Here is a 24,381-nt window from a genome sequence, read left to right as displayed (position 1 = left end):
TCCACAAAGAAACCGGGGAACGATGATCGTCCGCCGGGCGAGACCTTGCCCACATCTTGATCACTGCCCAGGCCCGGGAATACGGGCCTACCCTGGGATACCGGGGGACTTCGGTCCCGCGACCGCACCGGGCACACGCTCCGTGTGGGCAAGCTCACTACCGGGAACGGGTCGGCACGCGGTGTCGCCAGTCCCTAAACTCGCGACGTCCAAAATTTTGATGCGGCGAAGCGCCAAGGAGGAACCGATCGTGCGCAAGGTGCTCATCGCCAACCGAGGCGAAATCGCTGTCCGCGTGGCCCGTGCTTGCCGGGATGCCGGAATCGGGAGCGTAGCCGTCTACGCCGATCCCGACCGGGACGCCCTGCACGTGCGCGCGGCGGACGAGGCCTACGCGCTGGGCGGTGACACCCCGGCCACCAGCTACCTGGACATCGCCAAGGTCCTGGCCGCCGCCGCCGACGCGGGCGCCGACGCCGTCCACCCCGGCTACGGCTTCCTCTCCGAAAACGCCGAGTTCGCCCAGGCCGTCATCGACGCCGGGCTGACCTGGATCGGCCCCCCGCCCCAGGCCATCCGCGACCTCGGGGACAAGGTCGCCGCCCGCCACATCGCCCAACGCGCCGGCGCCCCCCTGGTCGCCGGCACCCCCGACCCGGTCTCCGGCGCCGAGGAGGTCGTCGCCTTCGCCCGGGAGCACGGCCTGCCCATCGCCATCAAGGCCGCCTTCGGCGGCGGCGGCCGCGGCCTGAAGGTCGCCCGCACCCTCGAGGAGGTCCCCGAGCTCTACGACTCCGCCGTCCGCGAGGCCGTCGCCGCCTTCGGCCGCGGCGAATGCTTCGTCGAGCGCTACCTGGATCGCCCCCGGCACGTGGAAACCCAGTGCCTGGCCGACCAGCACGGCAACGTCGTCGTCGTCTCCACCCGCGACTGCTCGCTCCAGCGCCGCCACCAAAAGCTGGTGGAGGAGGCCCCCGCCCCGTTCCTGACCGAAGAGCAGAACGCCGAGCTCTACCGCGCCTCCAAGGCCATCCTCAAGGAGGCCGGCTACCAGGGCGCCGGCACCTGCGAATTCCTGGTCGGCCAGGACGGCACCATCTCCTTCCTGGAAGTCAACACCCGCCTGCAGGTCGAACACCCGGTCACCGAAGAGGTCACCGGCCTGGACCTGGTCCGCGAGATGTTCCGCATCGCCGACGGCGAAGCACTCGGCTACGACGACCCGCCGGTCCGCGGCCACTCCTTCGAATTCCGCATCAACGGCGAAGACCCCGGCCGCAACTTCCTGCCCGCCCCCGGCACCGTCACCACCTTCGACGCCCCCACCGGCCCCGGCGTGCGCCTGGACGCCGGCGTGGAAGCCGGCAGCGTCATCGGCCCCGCCTGGGACTCGCTGCTGGCCAAGCTCATCGTCACCGGCGCCACCCGCCAACAGGCCCTCCAGCGCGCCGCCCGCGCCCTGGGCGAATTCACCGTCGACGGCATGGCCACCGCCCTGCCCTTCCACCGCACCGTCGTCCAAGACCCCGCCTTCGCCCCCGAACTGACCGGCTCCACCGACCCGTTCACCGTGCACACCCGCTGGATCGAGACGGAGTTCGCCAACGACATCCAGCCGTTCACCGCACCCGGCACCGACGAAGCCCAAGCCGACACCCGCGAGACGGTCGTCGTCGAGGTCGGCGGCAAACGCCTGGAAGTCTCCCTGCCCGCCTCGCTCGGCATGCCGCTGGCCCGCGCCGCGGTCGCCGGCGGCGCCAAGCCCAAGCGCAAGGCCGCCAAGAAGTCCGGCTCCGCCGCCTCCGGCGACACCCTCGCCTCCCCCATGCAGGGCACCATCGTCAAGATCGCCGTCGAGGAAGGCCAGCAGGTCGCCGAAGGCGACCTCGTCGTCGTCCTGGAAGCCATGAAAATGGAACAACCGCTCAACGCCCACCGCTCCGGCACCATCAAAAACCTGACCGCCGAACTCGGCGCCTCCCTCTCCTCCGGCGCCGCCATCTGCGAAATCAAGGACTGAGACGGGCAAGGGCGGGGCCGGGCGGTGTGCCCGGCCCCGCCGCTCGTATCAGGAGTTGCCCACCACGTCCTGCGGGAACGTCAGCTGCCTGCTCATCCACTGGAGTGCGGCGGGCAGTTCGCGCCGCCAGGTCGCGAAGTTGTGGCTGCCCTGGTCCAGGATGATCGACTCGGCCTTCATCGGCGGCTTGACGGCACTCAGGAACTCCTTCGCCGCCGGGTAGTTCTTCTCGCCCTCCCGGCTGGTGCCGATCAACACCGACACCTGCGGGGCCGGCAGGTGCGCCAGGCGCCACATCAGGTCGTGCTCCTGCTTGCGCTTGCCGCGGTCCTTGTCGTCGCCGAAGAGGTTGCCGGTGGTGGGGTCGCTGGTGACCTTGTAGTCCGGCGAGAGGGCCGCCGCCGACGTGTACGTACGAGGGTGGCGCATGGTCAGCTGGAGGGCGCAGCTGCCGCCCGACGAGTAGCCGAGCACACCCCAGCCGCCCGGGTCGTGCCCGACCCGGTAGTGCGACTTCAGCGCGTCGGGCAGGTCGGCCGCGAAGAACGTCTCGGCCTGGGGGCCGCCCGGCACGTCCACGCACTGGGTGTCGCGCGGCGGCGCGATGGTCGGCCGCAGCATGACGATGACGGTGGGCTGCATCTTCTGCTGCGCGATCAGCTCGCCGGCCGTCTGCGGCAGCCGCAGGTGCTGCCCCAGCAGGAAGTGGCCGCCGGGGTAGCCGCTGATCGCGACGACGACGGGGAAGCGCTGGCGCTGGTACTGCTTCTGGAAGTACTGCGGCGGCAGGTAGACGTACGCCGGGTCCACGGCCTTGGTGCGCTTGCCGACGATCCGTACGGACTCCACCCGGCCCGCCTTCTCCGGCGGGCCCTGCGGAATGCCGTGCACCTTGTCCAGCCCTTCGGGGCCGGCGGGCTGCACGAGACCCTTCGACGGGTCGCCGGCCGGGCCCGCTCCCCCGTCGCCCCACTTGGCGACCGCGCCGGGGGCGTCGTCGTACAGGCCGAGCAGTTCGTGCCAGGAACCGTAGAACTGGAAGTTGGCGTTCACGACGAGGCCCAGCGCGGCGACGATCGACAGCTGCGTGGCGACGATGGACCCGATACGGCCCAGCCAGGCCAGCGGTCCGCGCTTGGCGAAGCGCGGCCACTGCCAGAGCGTGAGCCCCACACACACCACGGCGACCGCGATCGTCGTGTACAGCAGCGGTCTGCTGGTCAGTTCCATTGCTTCCCCAGGTGTTCCGGCACACGTTCCGACGGCCCCTAAAGACCTCATTGCGCCAGGTTTGATGCCCCCCGGCCGCGTCCCGTTGCCACCTTGCGCACTTGTTCCCCAAGGCGCCCACGCTCCCTTCCCTCCCCGACACCTGCGGGCCGCCTCGCGTCCACCCGGCGCCCGGCGCCGCGCACCGGGGCAGGGCGCGGCAGCCGTCCGAAGGCTTGTGCGGTGGGGGCAGTGGCATCCTGGGGACACCGGTCCGGTCCAGGGGCCGCGCTCAGGGAGGACGGCGAGGACGGCGATGGTGACCGAGACGGCAGGGCAGGAATCCGTACGACCCATGCGTGCCGACGCGCGCCGCAACTACGAGCGGCTGCTCGCGGTGGCCCGCACGGCCTTCACGGACCACGGCACCGACACCTCGCTGGAGGACATCGCGCGGCGCGCGGGCGTGGGGATCGGCACGCTCTACCGGCACTTCCCGAACCGGACGGCTCTGATGGGCGCCGTGTTCCAGGGGGAGGTGGACGCGCTGCTGGCGCACGCCAGGGAGCTGGGGGACGCTCCGCAGCCGTGCGCGGCGCTGGTGGAGTGGCTGCGGGCGATCATCGCGCACGCGAGCACCTACCGCGGGCTGTCGCGGGCGCTGATGGCCGCGCCCGGCGACGCCAGTTCGGGGCTGTCGCGGTGCAGCGTCCCGATGCGCGAGGCGGGCGGCGAACTGCTCGCCCGCGCGCAGGAAGCCGGCGCCGTACGCCCCGATGTGAACATCAACGATCTGATGCAGCTGACCAACGGCATCGCCCTGGCCGTGGAGGAGTCACCGGACGATCCGCACCTGGCCGACCGGCTGCTCACGCTGACGCTGACGGGACTGCGGGCCGAGCAGCGGGCCTGAGCCCGTCCGGACTCGCGGTGCCGGCGCGCCCTGGCAGGAGCGCCGGCCTCCGCTCAGCGGCGGCGCGGCGCCAGGTCGGCGACCCGGCCGCCCGGCGGCTCCGCCAGCGGCGTCGCCGTCCGCAGCTGCGGTCCCGAACCGCCGCCGCCCGGTGCCAGGTTGCGCCGCTGTCCCGGCAGCGGCACGTCCCTGCGTGGGCCCCGGCGGTCGGCCGCCATCACCTCCGCCCCGGGCGGTCCCGATCCGGCGCCCGACCCGCCCGCCACCGCGATCTGCACGCCCTGGTCGGCCAGGGCCTGCAGCTCGGTGGCGGCCCGGTCGTCGTGGCCCGGCGGCTCGTCGGTCACCAGGCGGGTGATGACGTCGGTGGGCACGGTCTGGAACATGGTGTCCGTACCGAGCTTGGTGTGGTCGGCCAGCACCACGACCTCCGCCGCCGCCTGCACCAGCGCCCGGTCCACGCTCGCGGAGAGCATGTTGGACGTGGACAGGCCGCGCTCGGCGGTCAGGCCGCTGCCCGACAGGAAGGCGCGGGAGACCCGCAGCCCCTGGAGGGACTGCTCGGCACCGCTGCCGACCAGCGCGTAGTTCGAGCCGCGCAGGGTGCCGCCGGTCATCACGACCTCGACACGGTTGGCGTGGGCCAACGCCTGGGCGACCAGGAGGGAGTTGGTGACCACGGTCAGACCGGGCACCCGAGCGAGCCGGCGGGCCAGCTCCTGCGTGGTGGTACCGGCGCCGACCACGATGGCCTCGCCTTCTTCGACGAAGCCGGCGGCGAGATCGGCGATGGCCGTCTTCTCCGCGGTCGCTAGATGGGATTTCTGTGGGAAGCCGGACTCCCGGGCGAACCCGCCCGGCAGAACCGCACCGCCGTGCCGGCGGTCGAGCAGTCCTTCTGCCTCCAGCGCCCGCACGTCCCGCCGTACGGTTACTTCGGAGGTCTGGACGACGCGGGCGAGCTCACGGAGCGACACCGCTCCGTTAGCGCGCACCATTTCGAGGATCAGTTGGCGACGTTCTGCAGCGAACACGAAACTGACAGTAACGCCAACGACCGTCTGCTTTCAGCAGGTTGCACCAAATAACGGAAGTTGTTCGTTCCCGACCCTCGCACGTGGTATATGCCGGTGGCCGGTCACTCAGCGGCACAGGACCGCCAGGAAACGGCGGCCCCGGGCGCCCCGCACCGTCGGACGATCGGACAAGCGGTACGCGAAGCGGACCGCCCGCTCCCCGGCGATTCAGCCGTCCGGCCTACTCGCCGGCGCCCTTCCGCGTGTGCAGCTGCCGCGCCACCTCGGCGATCGAGCCCGACAGCGACGGGTAGACCGTGAACGCGCTGGCGATCTGCTCCACCGTCAGGTTGTTGTCCACCGCGATCGAGATCGGGTGGATCAGCTCGCTGGCGCGCGGCGAGACCACCACACCGCCGACCACGATGCCCGTGCCGGGCCGGCAGAACAGCTTCACGAAGCCGTCGCGGATGCCCTGCATCTTCGCGCGCGGGTTGCGCAGCAGCGGCAGCTTGACGACCCGGGCGTCTATGCGGCCCGCGTCCACGTCCGCCTGGCTGTAGCCGACGGTCGCGATCTCCGGGTCCGTGAAGACGTTCGCGGAGACGGTCTTGAGGTTGAGCGGCGTCACCGCGTCGCCCAGGAAGTGGTACATCGCGATGCGGCCCTGCATCGCGGCGACCGAGGCCAGCGCGAAGACGCCGGTGCAGTCGCCGGCCGCGTACACGCCGGGGGCCGAGGTGCGCGAGACCTTGTCCGTCCAGATGTGGCCGGACTCCTTCAGCCGTACGCCGGCCTCTTCGAGCCCGATGCCCGCGGTGTTCGGAATGGAGCCCACCGCCATCAGGCAGTGCGAACCGGTGATCGTACGGCCGTCCGACAGGGTGACCTCGACGCGGTCCCCCACTCGCTTGGCGGAGGCGGCCCGCGAGCGCGCCATCACGTTCATGCCGCGGCGGCGGAAGACGTCCTCCAGGACGGCGGCGGCGTCCGGGTCCTCGCCCGGGAGCACGCGGTCACGGGAGGAGACGAGGGTGACGCGGGAGCCGAGCGCCTGGTAGGCGCCCGCGAACTCGGCGCCGGTGACGCCGGAGCCGACCACGATCAGCTCTTCCGGCAGCTCGTCGAGGTCGTAGACCTGCGTCCAGTTCAGGATGCGCTCGCCGTCCGGCTGCGCGTCCGGGATCTCGCGCGGGTGCGCGCCGGTCGCGACGAGCACCGCGTCCGCGGTCAGCGTCTCCTCGGTGCCGTCCGCCGCGGTGACCGTCACCGTGCGAGAACCGTCCGGCGACTGCCCCGGCTCCAGGCGGCCGCGGCCGCGCAGCACCCGGCCACCCGCACGGGTGACGGAGGCGGTGATGTCATGCGACTGGGCGAGCGCGAGGCGCTTGACCCGGCGGTTGACCTTGCCGAGGTCCACCCCGACGACCCGCGCGGGCCGGTCGACCGGCGGGGTGTCGTCCTCGACGATGATGCCGAGTTCGTCGTACGAGGAGTCGAAGGTGGTCATCACCTCGGCCGTCGCGATGAGGGTCTTGGACGGGACGCAGTCGGTCAGCACCGACGCCCCGCCCAGTCCGTCGCAGTCGACGACGGTCACCTCCGCGCCGAGAGAGGCGCCCACCAGGGCCGCCTCGTATCCGCCGGGTCCGCCACCGATGATCACGATCCGAGTCACGTACTCCATTGTCCCGCACGCCCGCGCCGGGTTACCCCCCGGGGGCCGCCGTTCGAACCTCGCGTACCACGAGCACACACCCTGACCTCCCGTACCCTCGGAACCATGTCGCTCTACGCCGCGTACGCCGGCAACCTCGACGCGCGGCTGATGACCCGCCGCGCTCCGCACTCGCCGCTGCGCGGCACCGGCTGGCTCAACGGCTGGCGGCTCACCTTCGGCGGAGAACAGATGGGCTGGGAGGGAGCGCTGCCGACGATCGTCGAGGCCCCCCGCTCCCAGGTCTTCGTCGCCCTCTACGACATCGCGCCCATGGACGAGGAGTCCATGGACCGCTGGGAGGGCGTCGGCATGGACATCTACCGCCGGATGCGGGTACGCGTCCACACCCTCGAAGGCGACGAGGCGGCCTGGCTGTACGTCCTCAACGGCTACGAGGGCGGCCTGCCCGCCGCCCGCTACCTGGGCGAGATCGCCGACGCGGCCGAGTCGGCGGGCGCGCCGCACGACTATGTGATGGAGCTCCGCAAGCGGCCTTGCTGACCGGCCGGCGCCCGGTTCCGCGCCCGTCGGCCCCGTGGGCCGAAGGGCCGCCACGGGCCCGCGTCCCGGCGGCGGGCCCCCGCCTCGGTCATTCGTACGAAAAGATCCCGGCGGCCCCGTCGGCTGCGACATCTACGCGCGTAGGCAATTACCGGCTACCCTCGTCCGCGTGAACGCATCTGTTACCCCGGACATCGCGCGCGACCCGCAGGGTGCCGCCGCTGACGCCGCCGCCCGCCTGCGCGAGCTGACCGGCGCCGAGACCCACGACGTCGCCCTGGTGATGGGCTCCGGCTGGGCTCCGGCCGCCGAGGCCCTGGGCGCGCCCGAGCACGAATTCCCGGTCACCGAGCTGCCCGGCTTCCCGGCCCCCGCCGTCGAGGGCCACGGCGGCAAGATCCGCTCGTACAAGATCGGCGAGAAGCGGGCCCTGGTCTTCCTGGGCCGTACGCACTACTACGAGGGCCGCGGTGTCGCCCCCGTGGCGCACGGCGTGCGGACCGCCGTCGCCGCCGGCTGCAAGACCGTGGTGCTCACCAACGGGTGCGGCGGTCTGCGCGACGGCATGAGCCCCGGCCAGCCGGTCCTCATCAGCGACCACCTGAACCTGACCGCCACCTCCCCGATCGTCGGCGCCCGCTTCGTCGACCTGACCGACCTGTACTCGCAGCGGCTGCGCGCGCTGTGCAAGGAGGTCGACGCGACGCTGGAGGAGGGCGTGTACGCCCAGCTCCCCGGCCCGCACTACGAGACCCCCGCCGAGATCAAGATGCTGCGCACCATGGGCGCGGACCTGGTCGGCATGTCCACCGTGCTGGAGGCGATCGCCGCCCGCGAGGCCGGCGCCGAGGTGCTCGGGCTCTCGCTGGTGACCAACCTGGCCGCGGGCATGACCGGCGAGCCGCTCAACCACGAAGAGGTGCTCCAGGCCGGGCGCGACTCCGCGACCCGCATGGGCAGCCTGCTCGCCCAGGTGCTCGGCAAGCTCTGAGCGCGGCCGTAGCACCGTAGCTGTAGCTGTAGGGAGCCGTACGGGGCGCGCCGGTGCGTCCCCTGCGGAACGGGCCGGGCCGGCCGGGGCAGTCCCCCGGCGGCCCGGCGCGGCGTGCGTGGCCGGCGCCCGCGCGTACGCCGGTCGAACCATCGCGCGGAGTGGGTAAGCGTTGAGAGCGCCGGGCGCTTCCCCCCCCACCACCGCAACCACAGGCAGGAGCATCACGTGGCAACCGATTCCGCGGAGCTGATCAGCCGGGCGAAGGCATGGCTGGCCGAGGACCCCGACCCGGAGACCCGCGAAGAGCTGGCCAAGCTCATCGACGCCGAGGACGCCGACGAGTTGGCGGCCCGGTTCGCGGGCACGCTGCAGTTCGGCACCGCCGGGCTGCGCGGTGAGCTGGGCGCGGGCCCGATGCGGATGAACCGTGCCGTCGTCATCCGGGCGGCGGCCGGGCTCACGGCGTACCTCAAGGACCAGGGCCAGGCCGGGGGCCTGGTCGTCATCGGGTACGACGCGCGGTACAAGAGCGCCGACTTCGCGCGGGACACCGCGGCCGTGATGGTGGGCGCGGGGCTGCGCGCCGCGGTGCTGCCGCGCCCGCTGCCCACCCCGGTCCTGGCCTTCGCCATACGCCACCTGGGCGCCGTCGCCGGCGTCGAGGTCACCGCGAGCCACAACCCGCCGCGCGACAACGGCTACAAGGTCTACTTGGGGGACGGTTCGCAGATCGTGCCGCCCGCCGACGGGCTGATCGCGGAGCGGATCGCGGCGGTGGCGTCGCTGGACGACGTGCCGCGGCCGGAGGACGGCTGGGAGGTGCTGGGCGAGGACGTGCTCCAGGCGTACCTGGAGCGTACGGACGCGGTGCTCACGCCCGGCTCGCCGCGCGACACGCAGGTGGTCTACACGCCGATGCACGGCGTCGGCCGCGACGTGCTGGTCGCCGCCTTCGCGCGGGCCGGCTTCCCGGCGCCGACCGTGGTCGCCGAGCAGGCGGAGCCGGACCCGGACTTCCCGACCGTGGCCTTCCCCAACCCGGAGGAGCCGGGCGCGATGGACCTGTCCTTCGCGACGGCGCGCACCGTCGGACCGGACATCGTCATCGCCAACGACCCGGACGCGGACCGCTGCGCCGTCGCCGTACCGGCCCCCGGTACCGAGGCAGGCTGGCGCATGCTGCGCGGTGACGAGGTCGGCGCGCTGCTGGCCGCGCACCTGGTCGGCAAGCAGGCGTCCGGCACCTTCGCGACCACGATCGTGTCGTCCTCGCTGATGTCGCGGATCGCCGCCGGGGCCTCGCTCCCGTACGAGGAGACGCTGACCGGCTTCAAGTGGCTGGCCCGCGTGGACGGCCTGCGGTACGCGTACGAAGAGGCGCTGGGCTACTGCGTCGACCCCGAGGGCGTGCGGGACAAGGACGGCATCACCGCGGCCCTGCTGATCACCGAGCTGGCCGCCGAGCTGAAGCAGTCCGGCCGCACGCTGACGGACCTGCTGGACGACCTGGCCCTGGAGTTCGGCCTGCACGCCACCGACCAGCTGTCGGTCCGCGTCGAGGACCTCTCGCTGATCGCCTCGGCCATGCGGCGGCTCCGCGAGCAGCCGCCGGCCGCCCTGGCGGGCCTGGCCGTGTCGTCCTCCGACGACCTCTCCCGGGGGACGGACACGCTGCCGCCCACCGACGGCCTGCGCTACTACCTCGCGGGTTCGGAGCGGGACGGCGTCGAGGGCGGCCGGGTGGTGGTCAGGCCCAGCGGTACCGAGCCCAAGCTGAAGTGCTATCTGGAGGTCGTGGTGCCGGTCGCGGACGCCGGCGGGCCGGCCGCCGCGCGCGCCAAGGCCGACGCGGTGCTCGGCGCGATCAAGGCGGACCTGTCGGCGGCGGCCGGCATCTGATGCGCCCGGCGTGAGCCGCCCGCGCGGAGCGGGCCCCGGGACCTGAGGGTGCCGGGGCCCGCTTCTCGTACGGGTGACCTTCACGTACGGGTGACAGTCGTACTGCACCTGTCGCAGCACGCCCCCGCGCGCACGCGCGCTCCGGGACACCCTGGTCTGGTCCGACAAGCTGCCCAGCCTGCCCGGGAGTTGCCGCAGTGTTCCCGAGCGCGTCCCGTACGGCCGCCACCACCGCACCGGCGGTCTCCGCTCCCCCGGGCCCCGCCGCGCGGCCGGCCCCGAGCCTGCTGCGCCGCGCCGGACCGGCCCTGCTCGGCTACACCGCCGTACGGCTGCTGGGCACCCTCGTCCTGCTGAAATGGGCGCACCTCCAGCACCGCGGCCTGTGGCCGCTGCTGGCCAACCGGTGGGATTCCCGCTGGTACCTGGGCATCGCCGACCACGGCTACGCGGACACGTTCGACGAGAGCGGCTTCAACGAGAGCAACCTGGCCTTCTTCCCGCTGTTCCCGGTCCTGGTCAAGGCCGTCGCGGGGGTGACGCCCGGCTCCCGCGCGTCGGTCGGGCTGGTCGTCGCGGCCGGCTGCTCGCTGCTGGCCGCCTGGGGGATCTTCGCGGTGGGCGAGCGGCTGTACGGGCGGCGGGTGGGCACCGTACTGGCCGTCCTGTGGGGCGCCACGCCGGTCGCCGCCATCCAGTGGATGGGCTACACGGAGTCGCTGTTCACCGCGCTGGTGGCCTGGTCGCTGTACGCCGTACTGACCGACCGCTGGGTCACGGCCGGCGCGCTCTGCCTGCTCGCCGGGCTCACCCGGCCCACCGGCCTGGCCCTCGTCGCAGCGGTCTGCGCCAGCTCCGTCGTGGCCTTGTGGCGCCTGAGCCGTACCGCGCCCGTCCCCATACCCACGGCCCCGGACCGCGGCCGGGTGCGCCGGATCGTCCTCGGCGCGGTGCTCGCGCCGCTGGGCTGGCTCGTGTACGTCGGCTGGGTGGGCCTGCGGCTGGGGCGCGCCGACGGCTACTTCGCGGTCCAGCGGCAGTGGGACAACCAGTGGGACGGTGGCAAGCAGACGCTGCGCACGATGCGCGACACTCTGATGTACCCGTCGCACCCGCAGCTCTTCCTGGTGGTGGTGTCGCTGGTGCTGATCGCGTCGGCCGCGCTCTTCCTGCTGTGCCTGTTCGACCGTCAGCCGCTGCCGCTCCTGGTCTTCAGCGGGGCCCTGCTGCTGATCGTCCTGGGCAGCGGCGGTGTCTACTTCCCCCGCGCGCGCTTCCTGCTCCCCGGCTTCCCGCTGCTGCTCCCCCTGGCCCTGGCCATCGCCCGCGCGCACCGCCGCGTCGCCGTGCTGTCGCTGTCGGCCGCCGCACTGGGCTCGGCGTACTTCGGCGCGTACATGACGCTGGTGTACCGCGGGCCGCCGTGACGCACGCCGGTGCCGGCGTCCCGGCTACACCGCGACGAGCACCGCCAGCGCCACCGCGCCCACCACGCACGGCACGACCACCTCGTACGCCCACTTCACCACCGGCGTGCCCTGCGCGCCGTCCCGCTTGGCGCCGCGCTCGCGCAGCTCCCGCAGTTCGTCGAGGGCCCGGTCGGCGGTGGCGCGCGGCGGTGGCGCCGCCGGGGCCGGACCCTGGTGCGGGTCGTGGTGGTCCGGGCGTCCGGCGGCGCGGGCCGCCTGCCGGTTGGCCTTCTTGCGCTGCCGCAGCGACACGGGGATCGACCAGAGCTGGTACTTCGTGCCGTCCGTCGTGAAGACCTCGCTGGAGAACGACGCCCGCAGGTCCTCGACCGCCGCCCACGGCAGCGTGATCGTACGGAACGGGTTGCGCACCACCAGCCGGTCCGCGCCCGCGCGCACCAGCGGGCGCAGCGTGAAGGCGGTCACCAGCGGCACCGCGAACAGCAGCCCGGCCACCGCCAGCAGCTTGGTGTGCGCCGCGCCGCGCACCAGCGCGTCGCCGCCCAGCCAGGCGGCGAGCACGAGCAGCAGCACCCCGCCGACGAGGGCGGCGGGCGAGCGGTAGCTGCGGTCCGCGTACTGCTGCTGCGGGGAGGACTGTTCCGGGCTCGTCATGCTGCCGATTGTGCCTGAGCGTCCGGATGCCGGACATTGCGTTACGGCATCATTCGTACGCCCGCCGCCCGGCCGTGCCTCAGGCCGCCACCAGATCGGCGTAGACCACGATGTTGTCCGGCCGGTGGCCGCCGACCAGGTCGCCGCCGCAGGTCACCAGGCGCAGTTCGGGCCGGTCGGTGTCCCCGTAGACCCGCTGGGTGGGGAACGCCTTCTTGTCCACCTGCTGGAGCTCCCGCACGGCGAAGACCGCGGTCCGGCCGTCCGCCCGGTCGACGTAGATCTTGTCGCCGACCCCGATGCGGCCGACGTCCTTCAGTACGGCCGGTCCCTCGGCGGTGTCGTAGTGGCCGATCAGGACGGCGGGGCCGGTCTCGCCCGGGGTGACGCCCTTGTCGTACCAGCCGATCCGGCCCGCCTGGGCCACGGACGGCACCTCGACCGTGCCGTCGGCGGCCAGCCCCAGGCCCAGGACGGGCCCGGTGTTCACCCCGGCGGCCGGTATGCGGACGCGTACGGGCTCGGCCGCGGGCAGTGCGGCCGTCGTGGCGCGCGGGCTCTCGGTGGGGGCGCTCGTGTCCGCCACGTGGACGGGCGGCGCCGCGTCAAAGGACGCACCGCCGCGCAGGAGGCCCCAGGTGACCAGGGCGCCGCCCATCGCGAGCAGGAGCAGACAGGCCGCCGTCAGCGGGCCGCCCGCCCGGTGTCCCCCCGTGGGACGGCTCAAGCCCGCGCTCCCTCGGACTGACGGCGGCGGCGCACCGCGAAGGCGACGCCCGCGGCACCGGCGGCGGCGAGCGCGCCGCCCGCGGCGAACAGCGGGGTGTTGTCCGGCGCCTCGGCGCCGTCGTAGCCGGCGGCCACCGCGCCCTTGGGCAGCACCTTGGTCTGGGTGGCGGTCGGCGCGGCCTGCGAGCCTGCGGCGGCCGCGCCCTTGCTGTCGGCCGCCTTGGCGGTGCGCGTGCCGCCCGGGACACCGGCAGACTTGCCGGGCTTCGCGACCAGGGCGCAGCCCTTGGGCATCGTGGGGAAATTGGCGTGACCGGCCGGGTAGCTGCCGCCCTGCATCGTGAAGCGGAAGGTGGGGCGGGCGCTGTACGGATCGACGATCTTCGCACCGAAGCGGGCCAGGGTCGGGTGCGTACGGTCGAGGGAGACGCCCGGCACCGCGTTGCCCGGACCGTCCTCGAACGTCACCTTGGGCCCCTTGGAGCTGTTGGTCATGACCGCCAGGGTGCCGCCGCCGATGGCCACGCGGCGGGAGACGGCGCAGCTCTTGCGGCCGTCGGAGCCGGTGCCGCCGGGCTTGCGGGCGGCCTGTCCGGTGCCGCCCTTGCCGCCCTGGCCGCTCTTGCCGGCCTCCTTGCCGCCGGTGGCCGGCGCGCCGGACTTCGGCAGCGCATAGGTCTTCGCCCCGCCCTTGCCCCCGTTGACGTGCAGCTTCGGCGACGTGCCCCAGGCGCCGGACAGGCGCAGGGACAGGCCCTTGACCTGCGCGGACGGGTGGCCGCGGTCGAGGACGTCGAGCACCCGGACCAGGTACCAGCTGCCGGGCTTCCACTGCGGCCCGACGTAGCGGATCCACGCCTCGGGGCCGCCCGCCGAACGCACGTTGCGCAGCACGGCCACCATGCCGTTGCCGATGTAGACCGGCTGTCCCGCGTAGCGGTCGGCGCCGGCGGAGGCGGGCTTCGCGGCGGCCGTCGCCGCGGTGGCGGGTGTGGCGGCGAAGGCACCGGAGGCGGAGCCGAGGAGGGCGGCGCCCAGCGCGGCGGACGCGACGGCGGTGCGCAGCGTGCGGCGGCGTGCGGTCAGTACGGTCATGGGAAACCCCTGTTGATGGTCGGCCGTTCGGCGACGAGACCACATCCGCCGTCCTCTACGGGTGGGGCCAGAAGGTGCTGCGGTGCGGTGCGGCATTTAAAAAGGTAGGTGACGACCGTGACAGGCCGTCCGTGGTTGTGTAACGGCCACCTCACAGAAGTCCATCACTCCCGGAGGCGCCTGTTACAGAGTCCCGCCCGCGCCTGCGGAAAGCGGCCCGCCGGGGGCCGGCGGGCCGCTTGAACTGCCTGATGACCCAGGTGACTTCGGCGTACGGACGGCTTTTGACTGCTTGGCCCCCCGTTGCGTAACGGCCGCGACGCGGGAAGGCGTACGCCCGGCATCAGCGGACATCGTCACAAAAAGCGGAATTGTCCGCGCCGCCGCGCCATCCCCTCGGCACAGGGGGGTGACATGCAGCTACGCGCGTAGATATGCTCCCCTCGTGACCATGCCCACCACTGTTCCCGCATACGGCAAGGAAGCCGCGGGGCGTCTGGCGTCGATGGCGGACGTGACCGCTTCCGACGGTGCGCTGCGCCGCTTCCTGCACGGCCTCCCGGGTGTCGACGCGGTCGGCCTCCAGGCCCGCGCCGCGACCCTCGGCACCCGCTCGATCAAGACCACGGCGAAGGCGTACGCCATCGATCTCGCCATCACGATGATCGACCTGACGACGCTCGAAGGAGCGGACACCCCGGGCAAGGTCCGGGCCCTGTGCGCCAAGGGGATCCACCCGGACCCCACCGACGGCACCACCCCCAAGGTCGCCGCGATCTGCGTCTACCCCGACATGGTGGCGACGGCCAAGGAAGCGCTGGCCGGTTCCGGCATCCACGTCGCCTCCGTCGCCACCGCCTTCCCGGCGGGGCGGGCCGCGCTGCCGGTCAAGCTGGCCGACACCCGTGACGCGGTCGCGGCCGGCGCCGACGAGATCGACATGGTGATCGACCGGGGCGCGTTCCTGTCCGGCCGGTACATGTCCGTCTTCGAGGAGATCAAGCAGGTCAAGGAGGCGTGCCGCCGCGAGGACGGCTCGTACGCGCACCTGAAGGTGATCTTCGAGACCGGCGAGCTCCAGACGTACGACAACGTGCGCCGGGTCTCCTGGCTCGCGATGCTCGCGGGCGCCGACTTCATCAAGACCTCGACCGGCAAGGTCGCGGTCAACGCCACCCCGCCGGTGACCCTGCTGATGCTGGAGGCCGTCCGCGACTTCCACGCGGCGACCGGGGTACAGGTCGGTGTGAAGCCGGCCGGCGGCATCCGTACGACCAAGGACGCGCTGAAGTACCTGGTCATGGTCAACGAGACGCTGGGCGATCAGTGGCTGACCGCGGACTGGTTCCGCTTCGGCGCCTCCAGCCTCCTCAACGACCTGCTGATGCAGCGCCAGAAGCTCAGCACCGGCCGCTACTCCGGCCCCGACTACGTCACGGTGGACTGAACCGATGAGCTCAGCATTCGAATACGCACCGGCGCCCGAGTCGCGCGCCGTCGTCGACATCGCGCCGTCCTACGGCCTGTTCGTCGACGGCGAGTTCACCGAGGCCGCCGACGGCAAGGTCTTCAAGACCGTCTCGCCCGCGAACGAGGAGGTCCTCTCCGAGGTCGCGCAGGCCGGCTCCGACGACGTGGACCGCGCCGTCAAGGCCGCCCGCAAGGCGTTCGAGAAGTGGTCGGCGCTGCCCGGCGCCGAGCGCGCCAAGTACCTCTTCCGCATCGCGCGGATCATCCAGGAGCGCTCCCGCGAGCTGGCCGTGCTGGAGTCGCTGGACAACGGCAAGCCGATCCGCGAGTCCCGCGACTCGGACCTGCCGCTGGTCGCCGCGCACTTCTTCTACTACGCGGGCTGGGCCGACAAGCTGGGCCACGCGGGCTACGGCGCCGACCCGAAGCCGCTGGGCGTGGCCGGCCAGGTCATCCCGTGGAACTTCCCGCTGCTGATGCTGGCGTGGAAGATCGCCCCGGCGCTGGCCTGCGGCAACACCGTCGTCCTCAAGCCCGCCGAGACCACGCCGCTGTCCGCGCTGTTCTTCGCGGACATCTGCCGCCAGGCGGGCCTGCCGAAGGGCGTCGTCAACATCCTGACCGGTGACGGCTCGACCGGCGCCGAGCTGGTCGCGCACCCGGACGTGAACAAGGTCGCCTTCACCGGCTCGACCGAGGTCGGCAAGGCCATCGCCCGTACCGTCGCCGGTACGGACAAGAAGCTCACCCTGGAGCTGGGCGGCAAGGCCGCGAACATCGTCTTCGACGACGCGCCGATCGACCAGGCCGTCGAGGGCATCGTCAACGGCATCTTCTTCAACCAGGGCCACGTGTGCTGCGCGGGCTCTCGCCTGCTGGTGCAGGAGTCCGTGCAGGACGAGCTGCTGGACGCGCTCAAGCGGCGGATGAGCACGCTGCGCGTCGGCGACCCGCTGGACAAGAACACCGACATCGGCGCCATCAACTCCGCCGAGCAGCTGGCCCGTATCAAGGCGCTGGCCGACGCGGGCGAGTCCGAGGGCGCCGAGCGCTGGGCCCCGGCCTGCGAGCTGCCCGACGCGGGCTACTGGTTCGCGCCGACGCTGTTCACCGGCGTCACCCAGGCCCACCGCATCGCCCAGGAGGAGATCTTCGGGCCGGTACTGTCGGTGCTCACCTTCCGTACGCCGGAAGAGGCGGTCGCCAAGGCCAACAACACCCCCTACGGCCTGTCGGCGGGCGTCTGGACGGAGAAGGGCTCGCGCATCCTGTGGATGGCGAGCAAGCTCCGGGCGGGCATCGTCTGGTCCAACACGTTCAACAAGTTCGACCCGGCCTCGCCGTTCGGCGGTTACAAGGAGTCGGGCTTCGGCCGCGAGGGCGGCCGGCACGGTCTGGAGGCGTACCTCAATGTCTGATCGTTTGAGCGTGCTCAAGACCTACAAGCTGTACGTCGGGGGCAAGTTCCCCCGGTCCGAGAGCGGGCGGGTGTACGAGGTGACCGACGCAAAGGGCAAGTGGCTCGCCAACGCGCCCCTGTCGTCCCGCAAGGACGCCCGGGACGCGGTCGTCGCGGCCCGCAAGGCGTTCGGCGGCTGGTCCGGCGCGACCGCGTACAACCGCGGCCAGATCCTCTACCGCGTCGCGGAGATGCTGGAGGGCCGCCGCGAGCAGTTCGCCGCGGAGGTCGCCGACGCCGAGGGTCTGTCGAAGGCCAAGTCCGCTGCGCAGGTGGACGCGGCGATCGACCGCTGGGTCTGGTACGCGGGCTGGTCCGACAAGGTCGCCCAGATCGCGGGCTCCGCGAACCCGGTCGCCGGGCCGTACTTCAACCTGTCCTCGCCGGAGCCGACCGGCGTGGTGGCCGTGCTGGCGCCGCAGGAGTCGTCGTTCCTCGGCCTGGTGTCGGTGATCGCCCCGGCGATCGTCACCGGCAACACGGTCGTGGTCGTCACGAGCGAGAAGTCCCCGCTGCCGGCGCTGTCGCTGGGCGAGGTGCTGGCCACCTCCGACCTGCCCGGCGGTGTGGTCAACATCCTGTCCGGGCGCGTCAACGAGCTGGGCGGGCCGCTGGCCGCGCACCAGGACGTCAACGCCATCGACCTGGCGGGCGCCGCGGCCGACGCGGAGCTGGTCAAGGCGCTGGAGACGGCCGCGGCCGACAACCTCAAGCGCGTACTGCGCCCACAGGCTGTGGACGGCGCCGCCGACTGGGCCGCCGACCCCGGCACGGAACGGCTGCTGGCCTTCCTGGAGACCAAGACGGTCTGGCACCCGATGGGGGTCTGATCCCCCCGGAACCCCGGTCCGCGAGCGTCCGCGCCCGCGCGTACCCGCCGCCGCCCGCCCTCGTCCGTCCACGAGGGCGGGCGGACCGCGTTCCGCCGCGTACCCGCCGGCGCCCTCAACCGGGCAGCAGGCCCATGACCTTCTCCGTGACCGGCATGTCCCCCAACGCGCCCCCGCCCGCGATCGGGTCCGTCACCACGCCTGTGGTCAGCGGCTTGAAGTCGGCGATCTGCGTACCGACCTTGTTGGTCAGCGGATCGGCGGTGGTGCCGGCCAGCGGGTCCAGCTTGAGGCTCTTGACCGGCCCGACGCCGCCCGCCATGGAGTGCAGCAGCGCACCGCCCAGTGCCTTGCCGGCCGCCTTGATGTCGAGTTCGTGGGCGGACGCCGCGCCCGCCGGCGCCGCACCGGACACCGCGAACGCCGCACCGGCCGCCGTGAACGCCAGCCCGGCGCGCACCAGACCGCGGGGTACGCGGCGCCGGCGCCTGGGTCGTGCGTGAAAGGCCATGTGCCACCTACCTGTTGCATCGCAAGGCTAATCATTGTGTAATCGAACGATTACGAAGCGTAGTTGAGGCGGCTCGGGCGTTCCAGCGAGCGCGCTCCGGGTAACCCGCACGGCCCAATGCGCGACAATGGCTCCCCGTGAGCCCGCACTCCCCCGCCCGGCCGCCCGCCGCCCGGGTCGTCCTGCTGACCGGTCCCTCCGGCTCCGGCAAGTCGTCCCTCGCCGCCCGCACCGGCCTGCCCGTCCTCAACCTCGACGACTTCTACAAGGAGGGCACGGACCCGACGCTGCCACAGCTGCCCGACGGCGGCGGCGCCGACTGGGACTCACCGCTGTCGTGGGACGCGGGTGCCGCCGTCGCCGCGATCGAGGCGCTGTGCCGTACGGGGCGCACCGCCGTGCCGGTGTACGACATCGCCACCAGCGCGCGGACCGGCGAAACGGTGCTGGACCGGGGCGACACCGGGCTGTTCATCGCCGAGGGCATCTTCGCGGCGGACATCGTCGCGCGCTGCCGGGCCGCGGGCCTGCTGGCCGACGCGCTGTGCCTGCGCGGCCGTCCCACCACGACGTTCCGGCGCAGGCTCGCCCGCGACCTGCGCGAGGGCCGCAAGCCGGCCCTGTATCTGCTGCGCCGCGGCCTGCGGCTGCTGCGTGCCGAGCGAGCGCTCGTCGAGCGGCACACCGCCCTGGGCGCGTTCCCGTGCGCCAAACCGGAGGCGCTGGCGCGGATAGCCGCCGCACGGACCCCGGCCGACGCGGCCGCCCGGCCCCCGCGGCCCGCCGCGGCCACCGCCGGCCCCGCGGAACTCCGCTCCTGAACGGCGAAGGAGCGGATTCGCGCCGCACCCCCCGGCCGGCCGAATCCGCTCCTCGTTCCCCCCGTGTTCCCCGTTCCCCCCGGGTCCCCCCTCGGCCCCCGTCTTCCCCGCCCCTCAGGCCACCAGCTCGCCGAAGGACTCCTGCTCGTCACGGCCGAAGCTGAGGACCTCGTCCTCGCGCAGCCGGCGCAGGGAGCGCCAGATGCTGGACTTCACCGTGCCGACACTGATGTTGAGAATGTCCGCGATCTCCGGGTCCGTGCGGCCCTCGTAGTAGCGCAGCACGAGCATCGTGCGCTGCGTCTCGGGCAGCCGGGCCAGCGCCTGCCACAGCACGGCGCGCAGCTCCGTACCGCGCATCGCGTCCGCGTCGCCGGCCGTCTCCGGCAGCTCCTCGGTCGGGTACTCGTTCAGCTTGCGGCGGCGCCACGCGCTGATGTGCAGGTTGGTCATCGTGCGGCGCAGGTAGCCGCCCAGCGCCGCCTTGTCACTGATCCGGTCCCACGCCCGGTAGGTCGAGAACAGCGCGCTCTGCAGCAGGTCCTCGGCCTCGAAGCGGTCACCGGTCAGGTGGTAGGCGGTGGCGTACAGGGAAGCGCGGCGCTCCTGGACGTAGGCGGTGAACGCCGCGGCGGCGTCCCCCGTACCCTCCGCCTTCGACGTGGAGTGCCGTTCCCCCGTGCCTTCCCTGTACGCCGCTCCCCCGTCGGAACCACCGTTTCCCCCGTTGGTTCCGCGTCCCCCGTCGCGCTGCGTCATCGCGTCGATCGCGATCATGTAAGGAATGCGATGACGCCCGGTGCCGCGAGCGCACCCCCGCCCGCCCACGGCACCGGACTTCTCGGCGGCCCGGCCGACATCGTGCAGACGCGTGATGACTGCGCTGGTAGTGGTGCTGTGCAGTGTGTTCATCGCGCGCCCCCCGTCGGTAGACCCTGCTGGCTTCGGTTCGTGATGGGGGAAACTCTGCCGAAGCAGTTTCATGACGCTGTCTGCCGTCTGTCACAGCCCTGTCACAGCGGGCGGGCCGGGGTGCGGGCACCGCGCGGACACCGCGCGAGTCGAAGTCGCGGTCCGCCATGGGCCAGAATGGCCGGTGTGCCTTTCCTGTTGCTGATCGAGGACGACGACGCCATCCGCACGGCCCTCGAACTCTCCCTGTCGCGCCAGGGTCACCGTGTGGTGGCCGCGGCGACGGGCGAGGACGGCCTGAAGCTGCTGCGCGAGCAGCGCCCGGACCTGATCGTGCTGGACGTGATGCTGCCGGGCATCGACGGTTTCGAGGTGTGCCGGCGGATCAGGCGTACGGACCAACTGCCCATCATCCTGCTGACCGCGCGCAACGACGACATCGACGTGGTGGTCGGGCTGGAGTCCGGCGCCGACGACTACGTGGTCAAGCCGGTGCAGGGCCGGGTCCTGGACGCCCGTATCCGGGCCGTGCTGCGGCGCGGGGAGCGCGAGTCCAACGATGCGGCGACCTTCGGTTCGCTGGTGATCGACCGCTCGGCGATGACGGTCACGAAGAACGGTGAGGACCTGCAACTGACACCCACCGAGCTGCGCTTGCTGCTGGAGCTGAGCCGCCGCCCCGGGCAGGCCCTCTCCCGCCAGCAGCTGCTGCGCCTGGTGTGGGAGCACGACTACCTCGGCGACTCGCGGCTGGTGGACGCGTGCGTGCAGCGGCTGCGCGCGAAGGTGGAGGACGTCCCGTCCTCGCCGACCCTGATCCGTACGGTCCGCGGTGTCGGCTACCGGCTGGACACGCCGCAGTGACGGAGCGTTCTCCCGAGAGCCGTACGGATGCCGAAGCGGCCGGCGGCGGCGAGGGCGCGCCGGAGCGGCCGTCCTTCCTCCGGCGGTGCGTGCGGGCCCTCGGGCTGCTGCGCTGGACCAGCCTGCGGCTGCGGCTCGTCGTGGTCTTCGCGCTGGTCGCGCTGACCGCCGCGGTCTCCGCCTCCGGCATCGCGTACTGGCTCAACCGCAACACCGTGCTGGACCGCACCCAGAACTCCGCGCTCAACGACTTCCGCAAATCGCTGGAGGACAGCACCCGTTCCCTGCCGCTGCGCCCGCGGTGCGCGGAGCTGCAGGACGCCGCGCGCCAGATGGCGGGCGGCCCGCAGAACTACGCGGTGCTGCTGGTCGCGCAGGGCAGCGACGGCAAGCAGTGCGTGGCGTCCACCGACACGGAGCTGTTCACGCTGGGCACCGTGCCCAAGGCCCTGCAGAAGGCGGTCAACGAGAAGCGTGCCGTCGACGACGGCAACCGCGTCCCGTACCACATGTACTGGCAGCGCAAGGAGCTACAGGACACCCCGTACCTCGTCGCCGGAGCCCGCATGAACGGCGGCGGCCCGACCGGCTACATGCTCAAGTCGCTGGCCACCGAGCGGCAGGACCTCAACTCGCTGGCCTGGTCGCTGGGTATCGCCACCGCACTGGCGCTGGTCGGCTCCGCGCTGCTGGCGCAGGCCGCCGCGACCACGGTGCTGCGGCCCGTACAGCGGCTGGGGCACGCGGCCCGGCAGCTGGGCGAAGGGCGGCTGGACACCCGGCTGCGGGTGACCGGCACCGACGAACTCGCCGACCTGTCGCGCACCTTCAACCGCACCGCCGAACGCCTGGAGCAGCGGGTCGAGGAGCTGAGCGGCCGCGAGGCGTCCTCCCGGCGCTTCGTGGCCGACATGTCGCACGAGCTGCGGACGCCGCTGACGGCGATCACGGCCGTCACCGAGGTGCTGGAGGAAGAGGAGGACTCCCTCGACCCGATGATCGCGCCCGCGGTGAAGCTGGTGGTCAGCGAGACCCGGCGGCTGAACGACCTGGTGGAGAACCTGATGGAGGTCACCCGCTTCGACGCGGGGACGGCGCGGCTGGTCCAGGACGACGTGGACGTCGCGGACCAGGTGACCGCGTGCATCGACGCGCGGGCCTGGCTGGACGCGGTCGAACTGGACGCCGAGCGCGGCATCGTGGCCCGGCTGGACCCGCGCCGCCTGGACGTCATCCTGGCCAACCTCATCGGCAACGCGCTCAAGCACGGCGGCTCGCCGGTACGGGTGTCGGTGCACACCGAGACCACGGCGGACGGCGAGGACCTGCTGATCCGGGTGCGGGACCACGGCCCCGGCATCCCCCAGGAGGTCCTGCCGCACGTGTTCGACCGTTTCTACAAGGCGAGCGCGTCCCGGCCGCGGTCCGAGGGCAGCGGCCTGGGCCTGTCGATCGCGCTGGAGAACGCGCACATCCACGGCGGTGAGATCACGGCCGCGAACTCGCCCGAGGGCGGCGCGGTCTTCACCCTGCGTCTGCCGGTGGGCACCTCGGACCCGGCCCGCACCGGCAGCGGGAACGGGGACGCGGACGAGGACGCCGGTCCCGAAGGGGGCGCGGAGCCCCGCGGCACGGAAGGCGGTGACGGCCGGTGACCCGGCGCGCCCGTACCCCCCTCGGCTCCCGGGTCCGGCTCCGGCGCCGGGCCGCCGCGCTGGCGGCCGCGGCCCTGGCCGCCCTCGCGCCGGCCCTCGCGGGCTGCGGCATCCGCGGCACGTCCGTGCCGGTCGACGCCGGGAGCGCGCCCTCCAGGGTGAGCTGCAAGGTCCCGGGCCCCGCGGCCCCGGCCGTGCCCGACGGTGCCCCGGTCAAGGTGTATCTGGTGTGCAGTTCGGCGCTGGCGACGGTGGACCGGACCGTGACGGTGCCCAAGCAGCGTCCCGCCGACCGCCTCCAGGTGGCCGGCGACCTGCTGGACGAGCTCCAGGAGCAGCCGGGTACCGCCGAGGAGGAGGCCGGATTCAGTACGTCGGTGCCCGAGGACCTGGAGGTGTCCGCGCCGCGCGCGGGCGACCCCGAGGGGACGCTGCGGCTGAGCACGCGGCCTGAGGACCTGCCGTCCTTCGCGCTCGCCCAGATCGTGTGCACGTTCGGCGGGAGCGCGGCGCTGGGCGGCACGGACGCCGCGGTGCTGGGCGGCCCCGGTGACAGCCACCCGCTGCGGTACGCCTGCACGGCGGAGGTACGCGCCCATCCGGAGAGCGCGCAGAGCACGGGGTGGGGCAGTCCCGTACCGCGGGAGTAGCCGGTCGGCAGGGCGGTGTACCGCCGGCGGAACCGCGGCTGCCGCCCGGCGCGTCCTGGGCAGTGTGCAGCGTCATGGCCGCGGCGGAAACGCCGCCCTCCGTATGCGCGCCGCGGGAGCCGTCCTCCTCGTGGCGCATCTGCTGATCGTCGGCTGGCTGATGCTGCGCCCCCGTACGGTTCCCTGGGTGCCCGCCGCCAACTTCCGGCCGCTGGCGACGATCCGTGCCGAGCTGGCGCACGGGCCGTGGGAGGCCGTGCAGAGCCTCGGGGGCGCGGTACTGCTGCTGGCGCCGCTGGGCTTCCTGCTGCCCATGGCAGCCGGGCGCCTGAACGTTTCTCCGCTGGGCTCCATGGCCCGTACGGTCTTCGCCGGCGCGATGGTCGCGCTGGCCATCGAGCTGCTGCAGACCGCGGTGCCCGGCCGGGTGCCCGATGTGGACATGGCGATACTGAACACCGCCGGAGTCGCACTCGCGCACCTGCTGGTCGTACCCGGGGTCCGGTCCCGGCTCCGCCGCAAGGAGGACGCCCCCGCCCGGCCGACCCCCACGATCACCAGGGTCGGTATCGCACCGCAGGCCGACGCCCTGTCGGGCTCCCGGACCTACCTTTGAGACATCGGGGCAGACAGCCCCGCACCACAGTCGACAAGGAGTCGAGAGCCATGGCCGCCGCACTGGTCCGTCCCCGCAACAACAGGATGATCGCCGGAGTGTGCGCGGGTCTGGCGCGGCGCTTCGGCACCACGCCCGCCACGATGCGCGTGATCTTCCTTCTCTCCTGCCTGCTTCCCGGCCCGCAGTTCCTGATCTACCTGGGCCTGTGGATCTTCCTCCCGTCGGAGGACAACGCGAGCCGCAACGCCTGGTAACCACCGACCGCCGCGCGCGGGCGTCCACGCCGACGCCCGTGCCCGCGCACATGGCCGTGGCCCCGCCCGGACGCGGGGGGCGGGCCCGGGGCCCGCCCGGGCCCCCGCCCCGCCGCCCCGGCTCTGCCGCGGGGCGGCGCCGGGGGGAGGGCGCCC

At 72.9% G+C, this 24,381-nt stretch carries 23 protein-coding genes; 15 read left to right on the top strand and 8 right to left on the bottom strand.

Annotated features, from left to right (window positions below; translation table 11 throughout):
- The first annotated feature begins 250 nt into the window (after positions 1–250).
- A complete protein-coding gene (locus ACH4K4_RS11385; RefSeq protein ID WP_398166535.1) occupies positions 251–2,020 on the top strand; it encodes an acetyl/propionyl/methylcrotonyl-CoA carboxylase subunit alpha in 1,770 nt (589 codons plus the stop codon).
- A 48-nt stretch (positions 2,021–2,068) separates the two neighbouring features.
- On the opposite strand, the gene ACH4K4_RS11380 is transcribed toward ACH4K4_RS11385, so the two are convergent.
- Positions 2,069–3,250, bottom strand: coding sequence for an alpha/beta hydrolase (locus ACH4K4_RS11380; RefSeq protein WP_398166534.1), 1,182 nt, complete (start codon positions 3,248–3,250; stop codon positions 2,069–2,071).
- Positions 3,251–3,584: 334 nt separating this feature from the next.
- Between ACH4K4_RS11380 and ACH4K4_RS11375 the strand changes: the two genes are divergently transcribed.
- A complete protein-coding gene (locus tag ACH4K4_RS11375; RefSeq protein ID WP_398166532.1) occupies positions 3,585–4,142 on the top strand; it encodes a TetR/AcrR family transcriptional regulator in 558 nt (185 codons plus the stop codon).
- A 53-nt stretch (positions 4,143–4,195) separates the two neighbouring features.
- Here ACH4K4_RS11375 and ACH4K4_RS11370 read toward each other — a convergent pair whose 3' ends face one another.
- Complete coding sequence (locus tag ACH4K4_RS11370; protein WP_360136726.1) at positions 4,196–5,176, bottom strand: DeoR/GlpR family DNA-binding transcription regulator; 981 nt, start codon at positions 5,174–5,176, stop codon at positions 4,196–4,198.
- A gap of 223 nt (positions 5,177–5,399) precedes the next feature.
- A complete protein-coding gene (locus ACH4K4_RS11365) occupies positions 5,400–6,845 on the bottom strand; it encodes an NAD(P)H-quinone dehydrogenase (protein ID WP_360136725.1) in 1,446 nt (481 codons plus the stop codon).
- Between the two features lie 96 nt (positions 6,846–6,941).
- On the opposite strand from ACH4K4_RS11365, the gene ACH4K4_RS11360 reads away from it, so the two are divergent.
- The 4 genes from ACH4K4_RS11360 to ACH4K4_RS11345 all read left to right on the top strand — a co-directional run bounded on the left by ACH4K4_RS11360 (position 6,942) and on the right by ACH4K4_RS11345 (position 11,699).
- On the top strand, positions 6,942–7,379 hold the full coding sequence (locus ACH4K4_RS11360; RefSeq protein WP_360136724.1) for a gamma-glutamylcyclotransferase: 438 nt from the start codon (positions 6,942–6,944) through the stop codon (positions 7,377–7,379).
- Between the two features lie 169 nt (positions 7,380–7,548).
- Complete coding sequence (locus ACH4K4_RS11355; RefSeq protein ID WP_360136723.1) at positions 7,549–8,370, top strand: purine-nucleoside phosphorylase; 822 nt, start codon at positions 7,549–7,551, stop codon at positions 8,368–8,370.
- 228 nt (positions 8,371–8,598) lie between these two features.
- The gene (locus ACH4K4_RS11350) at positions 8,599–10,272 is read left to right on the top strand and encodes a phospho-sugar mutase (protein ID WP_398166531.1); all 1,674 of its coding nucleotides are present in this window, start codon (positions 8,599–8,601) and stop codon (positions 10,270–10,272) included.
- Between the two features lie 197 nt (positions 10,273–10,469).
- Positions 10,470–11,699, top strand: coding sequence for a hypothetical protein (locus ACH4K4_RS11345; protein WP_398166530.1), 1,230 nt, complete (start codon positions 10,470–10,472; stop codon positions 11,697–11,699).
- A gap of 24 nt (positions 11,700–11,723) precedes the next feature.
- Here the strand turns inward: ACH4K4_RS11345 and ACH4K4_RS11340 are convergent, their stop codons facing one another.
- The 3 genes from ACH4K4_RS11340 to ACH4K4_RS11330 all read right to left on the bottom strand — a co-directional run bounded on the left by ACH4K4_RS11340 (position 11,724) and on the right by ACH4K4_RS11330 (position 14,180).
- The gene (locus tag ACH4K4_RS11340; RefSeq protein ID WP_398166528.1) at positions 11,724–12,356 is read right to left on the bottom strand and encodes a PH domain-containing protein; all 633 of its coding nucleotides are present in this window, start codon (positions 12,354–12,356) and stop codon (positions 11,724–11,726) included.
- 79 nt (positions 12,357–12,435) lie between these two features.
- Positions 12,436–13,083: a class F sortase gene (locus ACH4K4_RS11335; RefSeq protein WP_398166526.1), complete on the bottom strand. Its 648-nt coding sequence runs from the start codon at positions 13,081–13,083 to the stop codon at positions 12,436–12,438.
- Positions 13,080–14,180 carry a hypothetical protein gene (locus ACH4K4_RS11330; protein ID WP_398166525.1) on the bottom strand — a complete coding sequence of 367 codons (1,101 nt, stop codon included), beginning with the start codon at positions 14,178–14,180 and terminating at the stop codon, positions 13,080–13,082. Before ACH4K4_RS11330 ends, ACH4K4_RS11335 begins: the two co-directional genes overlap by 4 nt.
- Before the next feature lie 451 nt (positions 14,181–14,631).
- Between ACH4K4_RS11330 and deoC the strand changes: the two genes are divergently transcribed.
- Genes deoC through ACH4K4_RS11315 form a run of 3 tightly spaced genes read left to right on the top strand, consistent with a single transcriptional unit; the run spans position 14,632 to position 17,939 of the window.
- The gene (deoC, locus tag ACH4K4_RS11325; RefSeq protein WP_398167174.1) at positions 14,632–15,627 is read left to right on the top strand and encodes a deoxyribose-phosphate aldolase; all 996 of its coding nucleotides are present in this window, start codon (positions 14,632–14,634) and stop codon (positions 15,625–15,627) included.
- A 4-nt stretch (positions 15,628–15,631) separates the two neighbouring features.
- The gene (locus tag ACH4K4_RS11320) at positions 15,632–17,068 is read left to right on the top strand and encodes an aldehyde dehydrogenase family protein (protein ID WP_398166523.1); all 1,437 of its coding nucleotides are present in this window, start codon (positions 15,632–15,634) and stop codon (positions 17,066–17,068) included.
- Positions 17,061–17,939, top strand: coding sequence for an aldehyde dehydrogenase family protein (locus ACH4K4_RS11315; RefSeq protein ID WP_398166521.1), 879 nt, complete (start codon positions 17,061–17,063; stop codon positions 17,937–17,939). The genes ACH4K4_RS11320 and ACH4K4_RS11315 overlap by 8 nt, the downstream gene beginning before the upstream one ends.
- A gap of 115 nt (positions 17,940–18,054) precedes the next feature.
- Here the strand turns inward: ACH4K4_RS11315 and ACH4K4_RS11310 are convergent, their stop codons facing one another.
- On the bottom strand, positions 18,055–18,399 hold the full coding sequence (locus ACH4K4_RS11310; protein WP_398166519.1) for a hypothetical protein: 345 nt from the start codon (positions 18,397–18,399) through the stop codon (positions 18,055–18,057).
- Positions 18,400–18,587: 188 nt separating this feature from the next.
- On the opposite strand from ACH4K4_RS11310, the gene ACH4K4_RS11305 reads away from it, so the two are divergent.
- Positions 18,588–19,271: a uridine kinase gene (locus ACH4K4_RS11305; RefSeq protein WP_398166517.1), complete on the top strand. Its 684-nt coding sequence runs from the start codon at positions 18,588–18,590 to the stop codon at positions 19,269–19,271.
- A gap of 114 nt (positions 19,272–19,385) precedes the next feature.
- Here the strand turns inward: ACH4K4_RS11305 and ACH4K4_RS11300 are convergent, their stop codons facing one another.
- Positions 19,386–20,183 (bottom strand): SigE family RNA polymerase sigma factor, encoded by a 798-nt coding sequence (locus tag ACH4K4_RS11300; protein ID WP_398166515.1) that lies wholly within the window; start codon positions 20,181–20,183, stop codon positions 19,386–19,388.
- Between the two features lie 186 nt (positions 20,184–20,369).
- Here ACH4K4_RS11300 and afsQ1 point away from each other — a divergent pair, with 186 nt between their 5' ends.
- The 5 genes from afsQ1 (at position 20,370) to ACH4K4_RS11275 (ending at position 24,225) form a co-directional block, all read left to right on the top strand.
- A complete protein-coding gene (afsQ1, locus tag ACH4K4_RS11295; RefSeq protein WP_398166513.1) occupies positions 20,370–21,047 on the top strand; it encodes a two-component system response regulator AfsQ1 in 678 nt (225 codons plus the stop codon).
- A complete protein-coding gene (locus ACH4K4_RS11290) occupies positions 21,044–22,702 on the top strand; it encodes an ATP-binding protein (protein WP_398166511.1) in 1,659 nt (552 codons plus the stop codon). The genes afsQ1 and ACH4K4_RS11290 overlap by 4 nt, the downstream gene beginning before the upstream one ends.
- On the top strand, positions 22,699–23,352 hold the full coding sequence (locus ACH4K4_RS11285) for a hypothetical protein (RefSeq protein WP_398166509.1): 654 nt from the start codon (positions 22,699–22,701) through the stop codon (positions 23,350–23,352). Before ACH4K4_RS11290 ends, ACH4K4_RS11285 begins: the two co-directional genes overlap by 4 nt.
- A gap of 103 nt (positions 23,353–23,455) precedes the next feature.
- Positions 23,456–23,968: a VanZ family protein gene (locus ACH4K4_RS11280; RefSeq protein WP_398166507.1), complete on the top strand. Its 513-nt coding sequence runs from the start codon at positions 23,456–23,458 to the stop codon at positions 23,966–23,968.
- Positions 23,969–24,018: 50 nt separating this feature from the next.
- Complete coding sequence (locus ACH4K4_RS11275; RefSeq protein ID WP_398166505.1) at positions 24,019–24,225, top strand: PspC domain-containing protein; 207 nt, start codon at positions 24,019–24,021, stop codon at positions 24,223–24,225.
- The last annotated feature ends 156 nt before the right edge of the window (positions 24,226–24,381 follow it).

The sequence above is a fragment of the Streptomyces sp. NPDC017529 genome, assembly GCF_044329785.1.
Taxonomy (GTDB): domain Bacteria; phylum Actinomycetota; class Actinomycetes; order Streptomycetales; family Streptomycetaceae; genus Streptomyces.
Note: the sequence above shows the minus strand (reverse complement) of the source record. Positions and strands in the feature narration are given on the sequence as shown.

What these genes read in the sequence shown, in the direction of transcription:
- ACH4K4_RS11380 (WP_398166534.1), bottom strand. Translation starts at nt 3,250, where the DNA reads ATGGAACTGACCAGCAGACCGCTGCTGTACACGACGATCGCGGTCGCC.
- ACH4K4_RS11375 (WP_398166532.1), top strand. Translation starts at nt 3,585, where the DNA reads ATGCGTGCCGACGCGCGCCGCAACTACGAGCGGCTGCTCGCGGTGGCC.
- ACH4K4_RS11365 (WP_360136725.1), bottom strand. Translation starts at nt 6,845, where the DNA reads ATGGAGTACGTGACTCGGATCGTGATCATCGGTGGCGGACCCGGCGGA.
- ACH4K4_RS11360 (WP_360136724.1), top strand. Translation starts at nt 6,942, where the DNA reads ATGTCGCTCTACGCCGCGTACGCCGGCAACCTCGACGCGCGGCTGATG.
- ACH4K4_RS11340 (WP_398166528.1), bottom strand. Translation starts at nt 12,356, where the DNA reads ATGACGAGCCCGGAACAGTCCTCCCCGCAGCAGCAGTACGCGGACCGC.
- ACH4K4_RS11330 (WP_398166525.1), bottom strand. Translation starts at nt 14,180, where the DNA reads ATGACCGTACTGACCGCACGCCGCCGCACGCTGCGCACCGCCGTCGCG.
- deoC (WP_398167174.1), top strand. Translation starts at nt 14,632, where the DNA reads ATGCCCACCACTGTTCCCGCATACGGCAAGGAAGCCGCGGGGCGTCTG.
- ACH4K4_RS11320 (WP_398166523.1), top strand. Translation starts at nt 15,632, where the DNA reads ATGAGCTCAGCATTCGAATACGCACCGGCGCCCGAGTCGCGCGCCGTC.
- ACH4K4_RS11315 (WP_398166521.1), top strand. Translation starts at nt 17,061, where the DNA reads ATGTCTGATCGTTTGAGCGTGCTCAAGACCTACAAGCTGTACGTCGGG.
- ACH4K4_RS11300 (WP_398166515.1), bottom strand. Translation starts at nt 20,183, where the DNA reads ATGAACACACTGCACAGCACCACTACCAGCGCAGTCATCACGCGTCTG.
- ACH4K4_RS11280 (WP_398166507.1), top strand. Translation starts at nt 23,456, where the DNA reads ATGCGCGCCGCGGGAGCCGTCCTCCTCGTGGCGCATCTGCTGATCGTC.
- ACH4K4_RS11275 (WP_398166505.1), top strand. Translation starts at nt 24,019, where the DNA reads ATGGCCGCCGCACTGGTCCGTCCCCGCAACAACAGGATGATCGCCGGA.